This window comes from Brevundimonas goettingensis, assembly GCF_017487405.1.
GTDB classification, from domain to species: Bacteria; Pseudomonadota; Alphaproteobacteria; order Caulobacterales; family Caulobacteraceae; genus Brevundimonas; species Brevundimonas goettingensis.
Map to the genome: position 1 here is coordinate 1263283 of NZ_CP062222.1, position 15004 is coordinate 1278286.

The 15004-nt window shown below is 67.4% G+C and carries 17 protein-coding genes; 13 read left to right on the forward strand and 4 right to left on the reverse strand.

Features of this window, described 5'->3' with window-relative positions:
- The first annotated feature begins 162 nt into the window (after window positions 1–162).
- From IFJ75_RS06255 to IFJ75_RS06265, 3 genes are read left to right on the forward strand one after another with little or no spacing between them, the layout of a single operon-like run.
- Window positions 163–702 (forward strand): DOMON-like domain-containing protein, encoded by a 540-nt coding sequence (locus tag IFJ75_RS06255; protein ID WP_207931751.1) that lies wholly within the window; start codon window positions 163–165, stop codon window positions 700–702.
- Window positions 699–1901 (forward strand): exo-beta-N-acetylmuramidase NamZ family protein, encoded by a 1203-nt coding sequence (locus IFJ75_RS06260; RefSeq protein WP_207931752.1) that lies wholly within the window; start codon window positions 699–701, stop codon window positions 1899–1901. Before IFJ75_RS06255 ends, IFJ75_RS06260 begins: the two co-directional genes overlap by 4 nt.
- A 30-nt stretch (window positions 1902–1931) precedes the next feature.
- A complete protein-coding gene (locus IFJ75_RS06265; protein ID WP_225897020.1) occupies window positions 1932–2882 on the forward strand; it encodes a DMT family transporter in 951 nt (316 codons plus the stop codon).
- A gap of 289 nt (window positions 2883–3171) precedes the next feature.
- Here the strand turns inward: IFJ75_RS06265 and IFJ75_RS06270 are convergent, their stop codons facing one another.
- The gene (locus tag IFJ75_RS06270; RefSeq protein WP_207931753.1) at window positions 3172–4053 is read right to left on the reverse strand and encodes a transporter; all 882 of its coding nucleotides are present in this window, start codon (window positions 4051–4053) and stop codon (window positions 3172–3174) included.
- Between the two features lie 54 nt (window positions 4054–4107).
- On the opposite strand from IFJ75_RS06270, the gene IFJ75_RS06275 reads away from it, so the two are divergent.
- The gene (locus IFJ75_RS06275; RefSeq protein WP_207931754.1) at window positions 4108–4830 is read left to right on the forward strand and encodes a DUF6624 domain-containing protein; all 723 of its coding nucleotides are present in this window, start codon (window positions 4108–4110) and stop codon (window positions 4828–4830) included.
- Here IFJ75_RS06275 and IFJ75_RS06280 read toward each other — a convergent pair whose 3' ends face one another.
- Window positions 4831–5481 (reverse strand): alpha/beta hydrolase, encoded by a 651-nt coding sequence (locus IFJ75_RS06280; protein ID WP_207931755.1) that lies wholly within the window; start codon window positions 5479–5481, stop codon window positions 4831–4833.
- A 157-nt stretch (window positions 5482–5638) separates the two neighbouring features.
- Between IFJ75_RS06280 and IFJ75_RS06285 the strand changes: the two genes are divergently transcribed.
- From IFJ75_RS06285 to IFJ75_RS06325, 9 genes are read left to right on the forward strand one after another with little or no spacing between them, the layout of a single operon-like run.
- Window positions 5639–6127, forward strand: a complete 489-nt coding sequence (locus IFJ75_RS06285) for an Rrf2 family transcriptional regulator (RefSeq protein ID WP_207931756.1) — start codon at window positions 5639–5641, stop codon at window positions 6125–6127.
- Entirely contained in the window at window positions 6124–7263 is a 1140-nt protein-coding gene (locus IFJ75_RS06290; RefSeq protein WP_207931757.1) for a cysteine desulfurase family protein, read from the forward strand. Before IFJ75_RS06285 ends, IFJ75_RS06290 begins: the two co-directional genes overlap by 4 nt.
- The gene (gene sufB / locus IFJ75_RS06295) at window positions 7263–8729 is read left to right on the forward strand and encodes a Fe-S cluster assembly protein SufB (protein ID WP_207931758.1); all 1467 of its coding nucleotides are present in this window, start codon (window positions 7263–7265) and stop codon (window positions 8727–8729) included. The genes IFJ75_RS06290 and sufB overlap by 1 nt, the downstream gene beginning before the upstream one ends.
- A gap of 10 nt (window positions 8730–8739) precedes the next feature.
- On the forward strand, window positions 8740–9501 hold the full coding sequence (gene sufC / locus IFJ75_RS06300) for a Fe-S cluster assembly ATPase SufC (RefSeq protein ID WP_207931759.1): 762 nt from the start codon (window positions 8740–8742) through the stop codon (window positions 9499–9501).
- A complete protein-coding gene (gene sufD / locus IFJ75_RS06305) occupies window positions 9498–10526 on the forward strand; it encodes a Fe-S cluster assembly protein SufD (protein ID WP_207931760.1) in 1029 nt (342 codons plus the stop codon). The genes sufC and sufD overlap by 4 nt, the downstream gene beginning before the upstream one ends.
- 2 nt (window positions 10527–10528) lie before the next feature.
- Window positions 10529–11749, forward strand: coding sequence for an aminotransferase class V-fold PLP-dependent enzyme (locus IFJ75_RS06310; RefSeq protein WP_225897021.1), 1221 nt, complete (start codon window positions 10529–10531; stop codon window positions 11747–11749).
- On the forward strand, window positions 11749–12138 hold the full coding sequence (locus tag IFJ75_RS06315) for an SUF system Fe-S cluster assembly protein (RefSeq protein WP_207931762.1): 390 nt from the start codon (window positions 11749–11751) through the stop codon (window positions 12136–12138). The genes IFJ75_RS06310 and IFJ75_RS06315 overlap by 1 nt, the downstream gene beginning before the upstream one ends.
- Window positions 12139–12146: 8 nt before the next feature.
- A complete protein-coding gene (locus IFJ75_RS06320; protein ID WP_207931763.1) occupies window positions 12147–12542 on the forward strand; it encodes a HesB/IscA family protein in 396 nt (131 codons plus the stop codon).
- A 1-nt stretch (window position 12543) separates the two neighbouring features.
- Window positions 12544–12909 carry a TfoX/Sxy family protein gene (locus IFJ75_RS06325; protein ID WP_225897022.1) on the forward strand — a complete coding sequence of 122 codons (366 nt, stop codon included), beginning with the start codon at window positions 12544–12546 and terminating at the stop codon, window positions 12907–12909.
- 135 nt (window positions 12910–13044) lie between these two features.
- On the opposite strand, the gene IFJ75_RS06330 is transcribed toward IFJ75_RS06325, so the two are convergent.
- Both IFJ75_RS06330 and IFJ75_RS06335 read right to left on the reverse strand, forming a co-directional pair.
- Window positions 13045–13815, reverse strand: a complete 771-nt coding sequence (locus tag IFJ75_RS06330; RefSeq protein WP_207931764.1) for a lysophospholipid acyltransferase family protein — start codon at window positions 13813–13815, stop codon at window positions 13045–13047.
- Window positions 13816–13855: 40 nt separating this feature from the next.
- Window positions 13856–14911 carry a GGDEF domain-containing protein gene (locus IFJ75_RS06335; RefSeq protein ID WP_207931765.1) on the reverse strand — a complete coding sequence of 352 codons (1056 nt, stop codon included), beginning with the start codon at window positions 14909–14911 and terminating at the stop codon, window positions 13856–13858.
- Window positions 14912–15004 lie beyond the last annotated feature (93 nt).

The window sequence follows — 15004 nt, forward strand, 5'->3', positions numbered from 1 at the left end:
CGCCGGCGAGGGCGGCGCGTAGGTTCGCGGCCGCTCGCTAGCTCAGTGAGCGGTAATAGAGGCCGGTGCGGGCGAGGCGTGCGAACATCTCCGCAGGCTAGGATGAAGGCCGCCGGACGGTCAAGCGTTTGACGTCCGGGCGGCGCACGCTATCGAAGAGGGATGGTCCTTGAACGCACGCTGCTTCCGCATCCCGGCACGACCGCCGCAGGCCTTGGCAACATCAACGTCGAGGTCGATTGGGAGGGCCGGTCGTACGTCTACGTGACCTTCCGGGCCTCGGGCTTCGCAGGCGGCGTCTTCCTGCCGGCGGGGAAGGCGCCTGAGCGTCGCGACGAGCTCTGGATGCGCACCTGCTGCGAGGTCTTCGCCCGGCGGCGTCTCGACGACTATGTCGAGTTCAACCTGTCCCCGTCAGGCGACTGGGCCGCCTATGCCTTCTCCGGCTACCGCGCCGGCATGCGCAACTTCTCTGTGTCCGCCCCCGACATCCGGGTGATCCCGAAGGACGACGGGTTCGAGCTGACGGCCATGATCCCGTGGAGCGACTGGCCGCACATCGAGGCGATCGGCCTGTCGGCCGTGATCGAGGGCACTGACGGTTCCAAAACCTATTGGGCCCTGACCCATCCCTCGGATATGCCCGACTTCCACCATGCGGACTCGTTCGCGCTGATCTCGCCCGCCCTGGAGCACCCATGAAGTTCGGCATCGACCGCCTGCTGTCCGACCCCGCCCTTCAGGCCGAGCTGAAGGGGCGGCGCGTGGCGTTGCTGGCGCATCCGGCGTCGGTGACGGCGGACCTGACCCACTCCATCGACGCCCTGGCGGCCCTGCCGGGGATCAAGCTGACGGCCGCCTTCGGGCCGCAGCACGGGATGAAGGGCGACCTGCAGGACAATATGATGGAGACGCCGGACGAGACCGATCCGGTCCACGGCATCCCCGTCTTCAGCCTGTACGGGGAGGTGCGCCGGCCCTCGGGCCAGTCGATGACCACCTTCGACGTCATCCTGATCGACCTGCAGGATGTGGGCTGCCGCATCTACACCTTCGTGACGACCCTGCTGTACGTGCTGGAGGCCGCGGCCGAGCACGGCAAGACGGTCTGGGTGCTGGACCGGCCCAACCCGGCCGGGCGGCCGGTCGAGGGGCTGACGCTGCGGCCGGGCTGGGAGAGCTTCGTCGGGGCCGGGCCCATGCCGATGCGGCACGGCATGACCCTGGGCGAGATGGGCCTGTGGTTTATCGACCACTTCGGGCTGAAGGTGGACTACCGCGTCATCGAGATGGAGGGCTGGGAGCCCGAGCAGGGGCCCGGCTACGGCTGGCCGCTGAGTCAGCGCAGCTGGATCAACCCCAGCCCCAACGCCCCCAATGTCTCCATGGTCCGGGCCTATGCCGGCACTGTCATGCTGGAGGGGGCGACCCTGTCGGAGGGGCGAGGCACGACCCGTCCGCTGGAGCTGTTCGGGGCGCCCGACATCGTGGCCCGCGATGTCATCGCCGAGATGCAGCGGCTGGCGCCCGAGTGGCTGAAGGGCTGTGTCCTGCGCGACTGCTGGTTCCAGCCGACCTTCCACAAGCACGTCGGCCAGCTCTGCAACGGGGTCCAGATCCACGTCGACGACCCCCACTATGACCATGCCGCCTTCAAGCCCTGGCGGGTCCAGGCCCTGGCCTTCAAGGCGGTGCGCAACCTCTATCCGGACTACGATCTGTGGCGCGACTTCCCCTATGAGTACGCCTTCGGCAAGCTGCCGATCGACACCATCAACGGCAGCCCGGCCCTGCGGGAATGGGTCGACGATCGGGAGGCCACGGCCGCCGATCTGGACGCCCTGACCCTGCCGGACGAGGCGGCCTGGGAAGAGGCGCGGAAGCCCTTCCTGCTCTATTGAGGGGCCTGCTCTATTGAGCGGCCTGCTCTATTGAGCGGCCTGTCCAACCGGTGGCTGGGCGTCGCGTGCGGCGTCGGGGCCGGGGCCATGTGGGGCATGGTCTTCCTGGCGCCCAAGGCCACGCCGGACGCCTCTCCGGCCCTGATGGCGGCCGGGCGCTACATCGCCTACGGGCTGATCGCGGCGATGCTGGTCGCCCCGCGCTGGCGGCGGCTGACGGCCCTGCTGACCGGCGAGGCCTGGCGGGCGCTGGTGCTGCTGAGCGTGCTGGGGAACCTGCTCTACTACGCCCTGCTGGTCGTCGCCGTGCACTGGGCCGGGGTCTCGGCCAGCGCCCTGATCGTCGGGATGGTGCCGGTGGTGGTGGCCCTGTGGGGGCTGCGCGAGCCGGGCGCCGCGCCGCTGAAGCGGATCGCTCCGGCGTTGGTGCTGGCGGTCATCGCCGTGGTCCTGATCGGGCATGAAGCCTCGCAAGGAGAGGCAGGCGGGGAGGGGGCGCGGCCCCTGTGGACCAGCCTGATGGGTCTCGGCTGCGCGGTCGCGGCCCTGGTGTCCTGGTCGGCCTATGCGGTATTCAACAGCCGCTGGCTTGACCGGCTGCCGGACGTCTCGGCCCACGACTGGTCGCTGCTGACCGGGGTGGTGACAGGAGGCCTGTCGCTGGGCTTGGCGGTGCTGGTGCTGTTCGATCCGCCGCAGTGGGCCATTGGCGATTGGGGCCTGTTCGTCGGTGTCTCGGCGGCCGTGGCCTTCGGCGCCTCCATCGTCGGCAACGCCTTCTGGAACCGCGCCAGCCGGCTGCTGCCCATGACCCTGATGGGCCAGATGATCGTCTTCGAGACTCTGTTCGCCCTGGCCTATGGCTTCCTCTTGGCCCGGCGCGGCCCGAGCCTGCTGGAGGGGCTGGCCGTGGTCCTGATGGTCGCCAGCGTCCTGCTCAGCGTGCGGGCGCATGGGCCGGAGCTGGAGGCCGAGCGGTAGGGTTTGCACTCCGAAAAAGGCGAGTGCAAAAGGTGCATTTTTGAATGATGAAGTTCAGGTTTGGTGCGTAAATTCCTGAAGTCTAACGATCTATATCGCGAGAAGGGTTTGCACTCGGCTTGCACTCGAGTGCGGGCGCGGCGGTGATGTCAAAGACCGGGGACTGGGAGTCTAACCCGGTTTTGAGGCGTGCCAAGCCGAATGCTCCCATTCGCCTGAAAGACGCGGAGTATCAGCCTGTTGGACCGGGCCGGTATGCTGACCCAACGCCGCTCAGCCCGATGACGGGCTAGAACCGCCGCGCCAGGCCGACGCCGAACTCCACGTCGGGGCTGTCGTCGTTCAGACCGAAATTCAGGCCGACGTCGAGCTGGCTGTCGGCCAGCATCGGCGGGGTCCAGACGGCGGTCAGGTCGAAGGTCGACTGGGTCGAGGCCTCGACCGGGTCGTCGTCGCGACTGACCCAGATCTCGGCGCCCAGGGCCCATTCGCCGAAGCCGCGCCCGATGCCCGCCACTATTGTGTACGCGGCGTGGCGGCCGTCGCCGTCGCTGTCGGCGGCGACGTCGATCTCGGGCGACAGGCTCAGCGACCAGTCGTCGTTCAGCGCCACGGAGACGGGCAGGACGATCCCGCCCTCGAAGCCGTCGTCTCCCACGTCGCGCGAGCCGGTCGGGGCGGTGATGAAGCCGACGATGGCCGCCGACAGCCCGCTGCCGTCCGGACGGGCCAGGGAATGGCGGACGCCGATCGAGATGTCGCCGATGCCATCGGCGATCTCGCTGTCGACCGTGGCGCGGTCGGTGACCTTTTCACGGCTGTAGGGGGTGACGCCGACTGGATCTCGTTCTGTCCGTCGACGCCGTAGCGGATGAAGGTGTCGCCATAGGCGAGGCTCTCGACCTTGAAGTCGTCGGTCTTCTGCCAGCCGCCGTCGAAGAGGCCCAGTTCGACCTGCCAGTGACCCTGGTCGAGGATACAGGTCGGCGTGCCCTTGCCCGGCCGGTCGGCGCAGAAGTCGCGCAGGCCGTAGTCGTAGTGTTCCGCCATGGCCGGCGCCGCGGCCAGCATGGACGCGAGCCCGAACAGGGCGGCAGCCAGTCTGTTGATCATCTGAGTCGTCTCCCCAAGGCCTTCTATACCGCAGGTCTTTCAGCGGGCGATGTCCCATCCCCGACACAATCCGTCGGTCTCCTGCTCAGCCTGTAGCGGTGCGGAGGGGCGGATGATCGGTCTGGTATTGGCGGCGGTGCTGACGTTTCAGACGGGGGCGCCGTCGGGCCTGTCGCTGCCTCCGGCCCCGGCGCCGACCCTGAGCCCTGAAGCAAGGCAACTGATCGCACCGGTCCTGGACGGAATCACGACCGAACAGGCCCGGCAGGCCGCCCTGCCGCCGCCCGCCGACATCAATGAGCGGTTCCTGCGCATGTACAGGCTGGACCAGCAGACCCGGGCCGCCGCGACGGATATCGATTTCACCACCCTGCCGCCCGATCAACGCCAGCCGGCGATGGCGGCGATGTGGACCGCCATCGGCGCGGTGGACGAGTCCAACCAGAAGGCTTTGCTGGAGATGTTGCCGCCCGAGGGGTGGTTCTACAAATCCGTCTACGGCGACGGACCAGCCAGTACGGCCTTCCTGATCATCCAGCATTCGGATGTCGATCTCTGGCGGCGCTTCCTGCCGGTGCTGGAGCCGCTGGTCGCTACCGGCGAGGTCGAGGGGCAGTCCTACGGCCTGATGTACGACCGGCTGGCGGTCGCTGAGGGACGGCCGCAGCGCTACGGCACCCAGATGACCTGCAAGGGCGGCAAATTCGTCGTCGACTACGACGCCCTCGAAGATCCGGAGCACGCGGAAGAGCGCCGGGCGGCCATGGGCTTCCACCGGACGCTCAAGGAATACGAGGCCCTGTTCGCCGGCTACCCGTCCTGCGAGGAGGACTGATCAGGCCGGCTTTTCTTCCAGGCGCTTGTCCAGATAGGCGCCGACGCGGCGGTCGACGGCGTCCATGTGGTTTTGCCAGAAGTGGCTGGCGCCGTCCTCCAGCTCATAGTCGATGACGATGCCCTTCTGGGTGCGCAGCTTGTTGACCACGCGCTCGACCTCGACCGGCGGCACGATGCTGTCCGCCGTCCCGTGCAGGAACAGGCCCGAGGCCGGGCAGGGGGCGAGGAAGGAGAAGTCGTACATGTTCGACGGCGGCGAGACGGAGATGAAGCCGTCGGTCTCGGGCCGGCGCATCAGAAGCTGCATGCCGATATAGGCGCCGAATTGATAGCCGGCGACCCAGGTCTGGGTGGCGGCGGGGTTGTTGGCCTGGAGCCAGTCGAGGGCGGTGGCGGCGTCGGCCAGCTCGCCGATGCCCGAATCGAACTCGCCCTGGGACTTGCCCACGCCGCGCGAATTGTAGCGCAGGGTCGCGAAGCCACGCTTCACGAACAGCTGGTACAGCGTCACCGCGACCGGGTTGTTCATATGGCCGCCGGCCTTGGGGTGCGGGTGCAGGATCAGGGCGATCGGAGCATTGGCGCGCTTGCCCGGGGAATAGCGACCTTCGATACGACCGGAGGCGCCGGGCAGGATGACTTCAGGCATGAGGCTCTGGAATCCGTTCACATATGTCGTTTCGGCGGCATGAATACTTGACCGCTGCGGTAGGACTTTCTAAGTCCCCCGTGCGCGCCGCCGCCTTGCAGAAGGCGCGGGTCTTAGCACAGGACCCCCGAAAAGCGCGAGAATTTTGAGGGTGCGAATGCGTCTGTCGACCAAGGGACGATACGCCGTGATGGCGATGGCCGATCTGGCGAAGAACAGCCGTGCGGATGACGGCGCCGCGCGCGCGGTTTCGCTGGCCGAGATCGCGCAGCGCCAAGAGATTTCATTGAGTTATCTGGAACAGCTGTTCGCCCGACTGAGGAAGGGCGGGCTGGTCATGAGCGTGCGCGGTCCCGGCGGCGGCTATCGGCTGGCCAGGGGGGCGGATGAGACCGTGGTCGCCGACATCGTCCTGGCGGTCGATGAGCCGATCCGCGCGACCCGCTGCGTCGGCCATTCCTCGCCCAAGGGCTGCATGATGGCCGGCGAGCGCTGCATCACCCACAATCTGTGGGAAGATCTCGGCGACGAGATCCACCGCTATCTGGCCGGCGTCTCGCTGGAAGACGTGGTGATGAACCGCACGGGCGCGCGGCGCCGGGCGGCTGAGGCGGAAGCCGTCATCGTCGTGGAGGAGGCCGCATGAGCGTCTACCTCGACTACAACGCTTCGGGCCTGATCCGGCCGGAAGTGCTGGAGGTCATGACCGCCATCCTGGCCGAGGGCGGCAACGCCTCGGCGGTGCATGCCCTGGGCCGCAAGGCGCGGGCGCGGATCGAGACGGCGCGGGCCCAGGTGGCGGCCCTGGTCGGCGCCGATCCGACGGCGGTGATCTTCTCGTCCGGCGGCACGGAATCCAACGGTCAGGGTCTGGCCAGCGCCCTGGCCGCCGGCTGCGAGCGGCTGATCGTCAGCTCGACCGAGCATCCCTGCATCCTCGAAGCCGCGGTGGCCTCCGGCAAGCCGGTGAAGATGCTGCCGGTGGATACCAACGGCGTGATCCAGCTGGGCAAGCTGTCGGAGCTGCTGCGCCTGCCCGGCAAGGCGGTGGTGGCCATCCATCACGCGAACAATGAGAGCGGGGTCCTCCAGCCCATCGCCGCGGCCGCCCGGATCGTGCGCGAGGCCGGCGGCTGGCTGCATGTCGATGCGGTCCAGTCGGCGGGCAAGATCCCGGTCGATATGCGTAGCCTCGGCGCCGACAGCCTGACCCTTTCGGCGCACAAGCTGGGCGGGCCCCAAGGCGTGGGCGCTCTGATCATGGGCGCGGGCCGGTCGGCGGTCGCCGTGGTCCACGGCGCCGGTCAGGAGCGCGGCATGCGCGGCGGCACCGAGAATGTCGCGGGCGTGGCGGGCTTCGGCGTGGCGGCGGAATGCGCCCTGCGTGACCTGCCCCATGTCGAGACGCACAAGCCTTGGCGCGACGCGGCCGAGAAGACGGTCACCGCCGCCGGCGCCGTGATCATTGGCGGGGCAGTCGAGCGGCTGCCCAACACCCTGTTCATGGCCGTCGCCGACTGGGACAGTCCGCAGCAGGTGATCACCCTCGATCTGGCCGGGATCATGGCCTCGGGCGGGTCGGCCTGTTCGTCGGGCAAGACCAAACCCTCGCGCGCCATCCTGGCAACGGGCCGCGCCGACCTGGCCACTGGAGGCGTGCGCGCCTCGGGCGGCTGGACCACCACCGAAGATGACTGGATCCGTTTCGCGACGACCTGGGCGACGGCCTATGCCGCCCAGCGCCAACGGATCGCCGAGCGTAGCAAGAAGGAGGTCGCGTAATGGCCGCCGTTCAGGAAACCATCGACGCGGTCGCCGCGCTGGAGAAGTACGAGCACGGCTTCACCTCCGAGATCGACACCGAGTTCGCGCCGCGCGGCCTAAACGCCGATATCGTCCGCTTTATCAGTGAGAAGAAGGGCGAACCTGAGTGGATGCTTGAATGGCGTCTGGCCGCCTATGAGCGCTGGCAGGCCATGGAGGAGCCGACCTGGGCCTCGGTGAAATACGAGCCGGTCGACTACCAGTCGCTGTTCTACTACGCCGCGCCGAAGAAGAAGGACGGGCCCAAGTCGCTGGACGAGGTCGATCCCGAACTGCTGGCCGTCTATGCCAAGCTGGGCATTCCGCTGAACGAACAGGCGGTGCTGGCCGGCGTCGAGGGCGCGCCGAAATATGCCGTGGACGCCGTCTTCGACAGCGTCAGCGTGGTCACCACCTTCAAGGCCGAGCTGGCCAAGGTCGGCGTCATTTTCATGCCGATTTCCGAGGCCTTGCGCGAATATCCTGATCTGGTGCGTCAGTATCTGGGATCGGTCGTGCCGGTGTCGGACAACTATTTCGCGGCCCTGAACAGCGCGGTCTTTTCGGACGGGTCGTTCGTCTACATCCCGCCGGGCGTGCGCTGCCCGATGGAGCTGTCGACCTATTTCCGCATCAATGCGAGCCAGACCGGCCAGTTCGAACGCACCCTGATCATCGCCGACAAGGGCAGCTACGTCTCGTATCTGGAAGGTTGCACGGCCCCCATGCGCGACGAGAACCAGCTGCATGCGGCCGTGGTCGAGATCGTCGCCCTGGACGACGCCGAGGTGAAATACTCGACCGTCCAGAACTGGTATCCGGGCGACGCCAACGGCAAGGGCGGCATCTACAACTTCGTGACCAAGCGCGCCGACTGCCGCGGCGACCGGTCGATGGTCAGCTGGACCCAGGTCGAGACCGGCTCGGCCGTGACCTGGAAATACCCGTCCTGCATTCTGAAGGGCGAGGAGAGCTCGGGCGAGTTCTATTCGATCGCCATCACCAACGGGCATCAGCAGGCCGACACCGGCACCAAGATGATCCATCTGGGCAAGAACTCGAAGTCGCGAATCATCGCCAAGGCGGTGTCGGCGGGCAAGTCGGACTCGACCTATCGCGGTCTGGTCTCGGTGCATCCGAAGGCGACGGGGGTGCGGAACTTCACCCAGTGCGACAGCCTGCTCATCGGCAAGGACTGCGGCTCCCACACCGTGCCCTATATCGAGGCGCGCAACGGCTCGGCCCAGCTGGAGCACGAGGCGACGACGACCCGCCTGTCCGACGATCAGCTCTTCTACGTCCAGCAGCGCGGCCTGAGCCAGGAAGAGGCGGTGGCCCTGCTGGTCAACGGCTTCGTCCGCGACGTCATGCAGAAGCTGCCGATGGAGTTCGCCGTCGAGGCGCAAAAACTAGTGGCGATCAGCCTTGAAGGCTCGGTCGGGTAAAAGAAGAACCATGCTGAAGATCAACAACCTCCACGTCTCCGTCGGTGAAAAGCCGATCCTCAAGGGGCTGACGCTCGATGTGCCCGCCGGCGAGGTGCATGCCATCATGGGTCCGAACGGGGCGGGCAAGTCGACGCTGGGCTACGCCCTGTCGGGCCGGCCGGGCTATGAGGCGACCGAAGGTTCGGTCCAGTGGAATGGCGACGATATGCTGGCGCTGGAGCCGGCCGAGCGCGCCGCCAAGGGCGTCTTCCTGTCGTTCCAGTATCCCGTCGAGATTCCCGGCGTGCCGGCCATGACCTTCGTGCGCACGGCCCTGAACGCCCAGAAGCGCGCGCGTGGCGAGGTCGAGGTCTCGGCGCCCGAGTTCCTGAAGCTGGTCAAGACGGCCTCGGCGACGCTGAAGATGAATTTCGACATGCTCAAGCGGCCGCTGAACGTCGGCTTCTCGGGCGGCGAGAAGAAGCGGATGGAGATCCTGCAGATGGCCCTGCTGGAGCCGTCGCTGCTGATCCTCGACGAGACCGATTCCGGCCTCGACATCGACGCCCTGCGCATCGTGTCGGAGGGGGTAAACGCCCTGCGTTCGCCGGACCGCTCCATGCTGGTCATCACCCACTATCAGCGGCTGCTCGACTATATCAAACCCGACCGGGTGCACGTCCTGGCCGCGGGCCGGATCGTGGCCTCGGGTGGGCCCGAGCTGGCGCTCAAGCTGGAGGCGGAGGGCTACGACCAGTACCTGCCGCCCATCCCCGAGATTGCCGCTTGACCGCGCTGGACATCACCGACGCCTCCACCTTCCCCTCGCGGCGAACGGAGGCGTGGAAATACAGCGACCTGCGCCGGGTTCTGAAGGAAGCGCCTGAGCCGTCGCCGAGCGGCGTCCTGACCGGGCCGGGGCCCTTCTTCGACTTGGGCGGGGAGGCGATCGTCTTCGTCAACGGGGTGGCGGTGGGCGTCGACGCCTTCGTGGCCTCGGGCGAACAGACGCTGCGGCTGCGGTTCATCTCGGATGCCACCGACCCGGCGCAGGTCGGGACCGGCCATGCGACTTCGGTTCAGGTGGCGGCCCGGGCCGGATCGAAACTGCTGCTGCTGGAGACCCATGAGGGTCGCGGCGGCGGCTATGTGGCCCACAACCGCCTGACCATCGACGTGGCCCCAACCGCCGAGGTGACCCGCATCGTCCTGGTCGAGGAGCCGGAGGACGCCATCTCGGTGACCGAGGCCCAGGTCAAAGTCGCCCCAGGCGGCCTCTATCGCCAGACCATCGTGGCCACCGGCGCGAAGCTGCAGCGGCTGGAGACCCATGTCGCCCACGGGGCCGAGGGCGCCGATGTGCGTCTGGACGGCCTCTATGCCCTGACCGGGGCGCGGCACACGGACCTGACCTCGGTCGTCGATCACCTGGCCGCCGACGGCCAGACGAGCCAGGTGACCAAGGGGGTGGTGCGCGACACGGCGCGCGGCGTCTTCCAGGGCAAGATCGTCGTCGAGCGCGGCGCCGACGGCACCGATGCGCGGATGGGCCACCATGCCCTGATCCTGGGCGAGCGGGCCGAGATCGACGCCAAGCCCGAGCTGATCATCTATGCCGACGACGTCCAGTGCGCCCACGGCAATACGGTCGGCAATCTGGATGAGAGCGCCCTGTTCTACATGCAGCAGCGCGGCATTCCGCTGGAGGAGGCCCGGGCGCTGCTGACCCAAGCCTTCCTGATCGAGGTCGTGGACCGGATCGAACACGAGCAGGCGCGGGAGGTGGTCCGGTCATGGCTGACGGAACGCCTCTAGTTATGGCTGCTTTTGACCCCTACGCCGCGCGCGCCCAGTTCCCGATCCTGTCGCGGACGGTGAACGGCAAGCCGCTGGTCTATCTGGACAACGCCGCCTCGGCCCAGAAGCCGCGGGCGGTGATCGACAATCTGGTCGCGCAGATGGAGGGCAGTTACGCCAACGTCCACCGCGGCCTGCACACCCTGTCGAACGAGGCGACCGACGCCTTCGAGGCGGCGCGCGAGACCGTGGCGCGATATCTGAACGCGCCGAGCCCGGAGACCATCGCCTGGACCAAGGGCGGGACCGAGGCGATCAATCTGGTGGCCAACGGCATCGGCCTGTCCATTGAGCCCGGTGACGAGATCATCGTCTCGGAGATGGAGCACCACTCCAACATCGTGCCCTGGCATCTGCTGCGCGAGCGGCGCGGGGCGGTGCTGAAGTGGATCCCGGTGCTGGCCGACGGTTCGCTGGACATGGCCGCATATGCCGAACTGCTGGGTCCAAAGACCCGGATGGTCGCGGTCACCCATATGTCGAACGTGCTGGGGACCATCAATCCGGTCGCCGAGATCACCCGACTGGCCCATGCCGCAGGCGCTCGCGTCCTGATCGACGGCTGTCAGGGGGCGGTGCATGCCGCGCCCGACGTTCAGGCCATCGGCTGCGACTTCTATGTGGTCACGGGCCACAAACTCTATGCCCCGACCGGCATCGGCGCCCTGTACGGGACCGCCGGGGCGCTGGAGAGCCTGCCGCCCTATCAGGGCGGGGGCGAGATGATCGAGACGGTCGAAAAGGATCGGATTAGATACGCCAAGCCGCCGCACCGGTTCGAGGCCGGCACCCCGCCGATCATCGAGGCCATCGGCCTGGGCGCGGCGCTGGAGTGGCTGTCGGGCTTCGACCGGGCGGCGATCGCGGCGCATGAGCACGCCCTGTATCAGCACGCGGTCTCGCGGCTGGAGGGGCTGAACTGGCTGCGGATTCTGGGGCAGGCCGAAGGGAAGGGGGCGATCCTCGCCTTCACCGTCGCCGACGCCCACGCCCACGACATCGCCCAGATCATGGACCGCTACGGCGTCGCCGTGCGCGCGGGCCTGCACTGCGCCGAGCCGCTGGCGAAAAGAATGGGCGTGACCTCGAGCACCCGCGCCAGCTTCGCCCTATATAACACCGTGGAGGATACGGATGCCTTCGTGGATGCGCTGATCAAGGCGCGCGAGTTCTTTGTGTGATGACCGACCAGACGACCCCCGAAACCGACGCCTTCGCCGCCGCCTGGGACGAGCCCCAGAAGAGCGCCCTGTCGCAGGCCGAGCTGAACAAGCTGACCGACGACCTGATCGAGGCGCTGAAGACCGTCTATGACCCGGAAATCCCGGTCGACATCTATGAGCTGGGCCTGATCTACAAGGTCGACGTCAATGACGACCGCGACGTGATCATCGACATGACCCTGACGGCGCCCGGATGTCCGGTGGCCGGCGAGATGCCGGGCTGGGTCGAGGATGCGGTGACCAAGGTGGACGGCGTGAAGTCGGCCAAGGCCAATCTGGTATTCGACCCGCCGTGGGATTCCTCCAAGATGAGCGACGAGGCCAAGCTGGCCTTGAACATGTTCTGAGAGCGCAGATGACCGAGCTTCAGACCACCACCCGTCCGCGCCGTCCGCGTCCCAAGGCCGTGACCCTGACGGACGCCGCCGCCGAGCGGGTGCAGGAGATCATGACCAATGCGGACAAGCCGTACATCGCCCTGCGCGTCGGGGTGAAGAACGGCGGCTGCGCGGGGCAGGAATACACCTTCGCCTATGCCGAACAGATCGAGACGCTCGACGAGGTGGTCGAGGACAAGGGCGTCACCATCCTGATCGACCCCAAGGCCATCCTGTTCCTGATCGGCTCCGAGATCGACTACGAGACGACCAAGCTGTCGTCCAAATTCGTGTTCCGCAATCCGAACCAGACCGACGCCTGCGGCTGCGGCGAGAGCGTGACCATCATCCCGGCCAAGGCGCTGGAAGCCTGATTTGGGCGCGCGCGATCCCGACTTCGAGGAATGGGTGCGCGAGCATTTCGCGGCGCTCGGTCCGCTGGAGATCAAGCGGATGTTCGGCGGGGCCGGCGTCTATCGTCAGGGGATCATCTTCGCCCTGCTGGACGACGGCGTGGTCTGGCTGAAGGGCGATGAGACGAATGTTCCGGCGCTGGAGGCGGCCGGCTCGCGTCAGTTCACCTATCCGGGCAAGGACGGGGTCGAGATGAAGCTCGGCTACTGGAGCCTGCCGGATACGGCGACGGACGATCCGGATGAGGCGTCGGACTGGGGCCGCGGGGCGTTCGAGGTCGCGGTGAGGAAGGCGGCGGCGAAGAAGCCGCGCAAGCCCAAGGCCTGACCCAAATTCCGCTCATCCCCGCGAAGGCGGGGACCCAGTTCTGTTGTGAGCCAGTGTGCTGGATTGTGAGCCTGTCCAACCACACTCGCTGATCGCCCAAAGGTCTGGGTCCCCGCCTTCGCGGGGATGAGCGGGTCATCTATTGGCCCGCGACGCCTCATCCTCGGACAGCACGCGCACCGCGGGCGCTGCCGGCTTGCCCGTCGCCTCGGCGATCAGGTCGTCGGTCTTGCCCTCGATGACGCCTTCGAGGCGGGCGAGGAACTCGTCCTTGCCGAGGCCGGTGGGGATGGGGTCGAGGAACTCCAGCGTCGCCGTCCCCGGATGCTTCTCGTACTTCTCCTCGGGCCAGAACAGGCCGAGGTTGGTGGCCAGGGGCACGACCGGCATGTCGAAGTCGCGGTACATGTGCCAGACGCCGGAGCGATAGCGGTATTTGGTGCCGATCTTCGCCAGATGGCCCTCGGGGAAGATCAGGATCTTGCGGCCCTCGGCATGGGCGTCGGCGCCGCGCTGCTTGAGCGAATCGCGGGCCTCGCGGCCGCCGCAGCTGTTGACGACGATGGCGCCCAGCTTCTTGAGCACCGCGCCGAGCAGCGGAAACTTCTCCAGATGGTCGCCTGTGACGAAGGCCAGGTCGTCGAACTGGTCATAGGTGGCGAAGCCGTCGCCCCAGGACTGGTGTTTGGAGGCGATGATGAAGGCGCCGGCCGGCAGCCGCTCGCGACCACGCACCTGGAGGGTGATTCCGGCAAAGACGCGCATGGCCTGAACCATCCGCTTCACATAGCGACGGATGACCCAGGCGGTGGCCTCGCGGCCGGGCGTCAGCGCCGCGAAGGCCGCCGTCAGGCCGTAGAAGATCGACAGGGCCCAGTAGGCGACGTTGAAAGCAAAGCTTCGCATGGGGGGACTATGGCACGCTTTGCGTGCGCGTCTCGCCTTATCAGGCGGCGGCGGGGAGGCGTTCGCCGTTGGTGACCATGTTCCGGCCGCCGCGTTTGGAGGCGTAGAGGGCCTCGTCGGCGCGGTCGAGCAGCAGGGTGCCGCTCTCGCCGGGGCGGCGCTGGGCCAGACCCGCCGAGATGGTCACGGCGCCGAGCTCGTCATTGGTCGAACGGCGGCGCAGGGCGCGCGAGCCGATCTCCTCGCGGATGGCGTTGAGCGCCGCCTCAACCTGCAGGGCGCCTTCGCCCGGGAAGATGATCGCGAACTCCTCGCCGCCGTAGCGGGCGGCGACGCGCGGGTTCTTGGAGATACGGCCGATGACGCTGGCCACATAGCGCAGGACCTGGTCGCCGGTCTGGTGGCCCCAGGTGTCGTTGAAGCGCTTGAAGTGATCGATGTCGAGGACGGCGAGGGTGACGACGGAGTTGTCGGCCTCGGCCTGATCGCAGGCGCGCAGCAGCTCTTCGTCGAAGGCCTTGCGGTTGGCGAGATTGGTCAGGGCGTCGGTCATGGCGTCGCGGCGCACCTGTTCCAGGTGTTCGCGCAGGCGGGCCACTTCCTTGGTCGAGGTCTCGAGGCGGCGTTCGAGGGTCGCGTTCTCGCGCTGGACGCGCGAGGTGGCGTCGGTCAGGCCGCTGACCAGCTGTTTCAGATCGGCGGGGGCGGCGGCCTGTTCGATATTGGCGCCGGCCTCGGCCAGGGTCTCGCCATAGGCAGCCTGGGACTCACGGGCCTTGGCGATGGCGTCGGAGACGCTGGACAGTTCGCGGTTCAGCACGGCGCCGGCGTCGCGGATCTCTTCCGACAGACGGCCGCGCGGCAGGTATTCGGCGGCCAGCATCTCGGCCGTGCCTTCGGTGAAGGCGTCCTTGTTGCCCAGCAGGCGGGTGATCTCGCGGCCCAGCGGACCTTCGGGATCGCCGACATAGTGCAGCCACAGCTCGAAATTCAGCGGCGTCGGCCAGACGCCGGCGGTTTCCATCTCGGCCAGAGCGCGCCTGGCGAGTTGGAAGGCCTCCGGGCCTCGAAGCGCTGTTTCGACCTGACTGGCCATCAATATCCCCCGATATGTCTTCTGACATCGACGGGGGAGAGGTTAGCGGCGGTTCCGTAACGGCGAGTTAAGCGGCGCCGGAAAACGCCGATG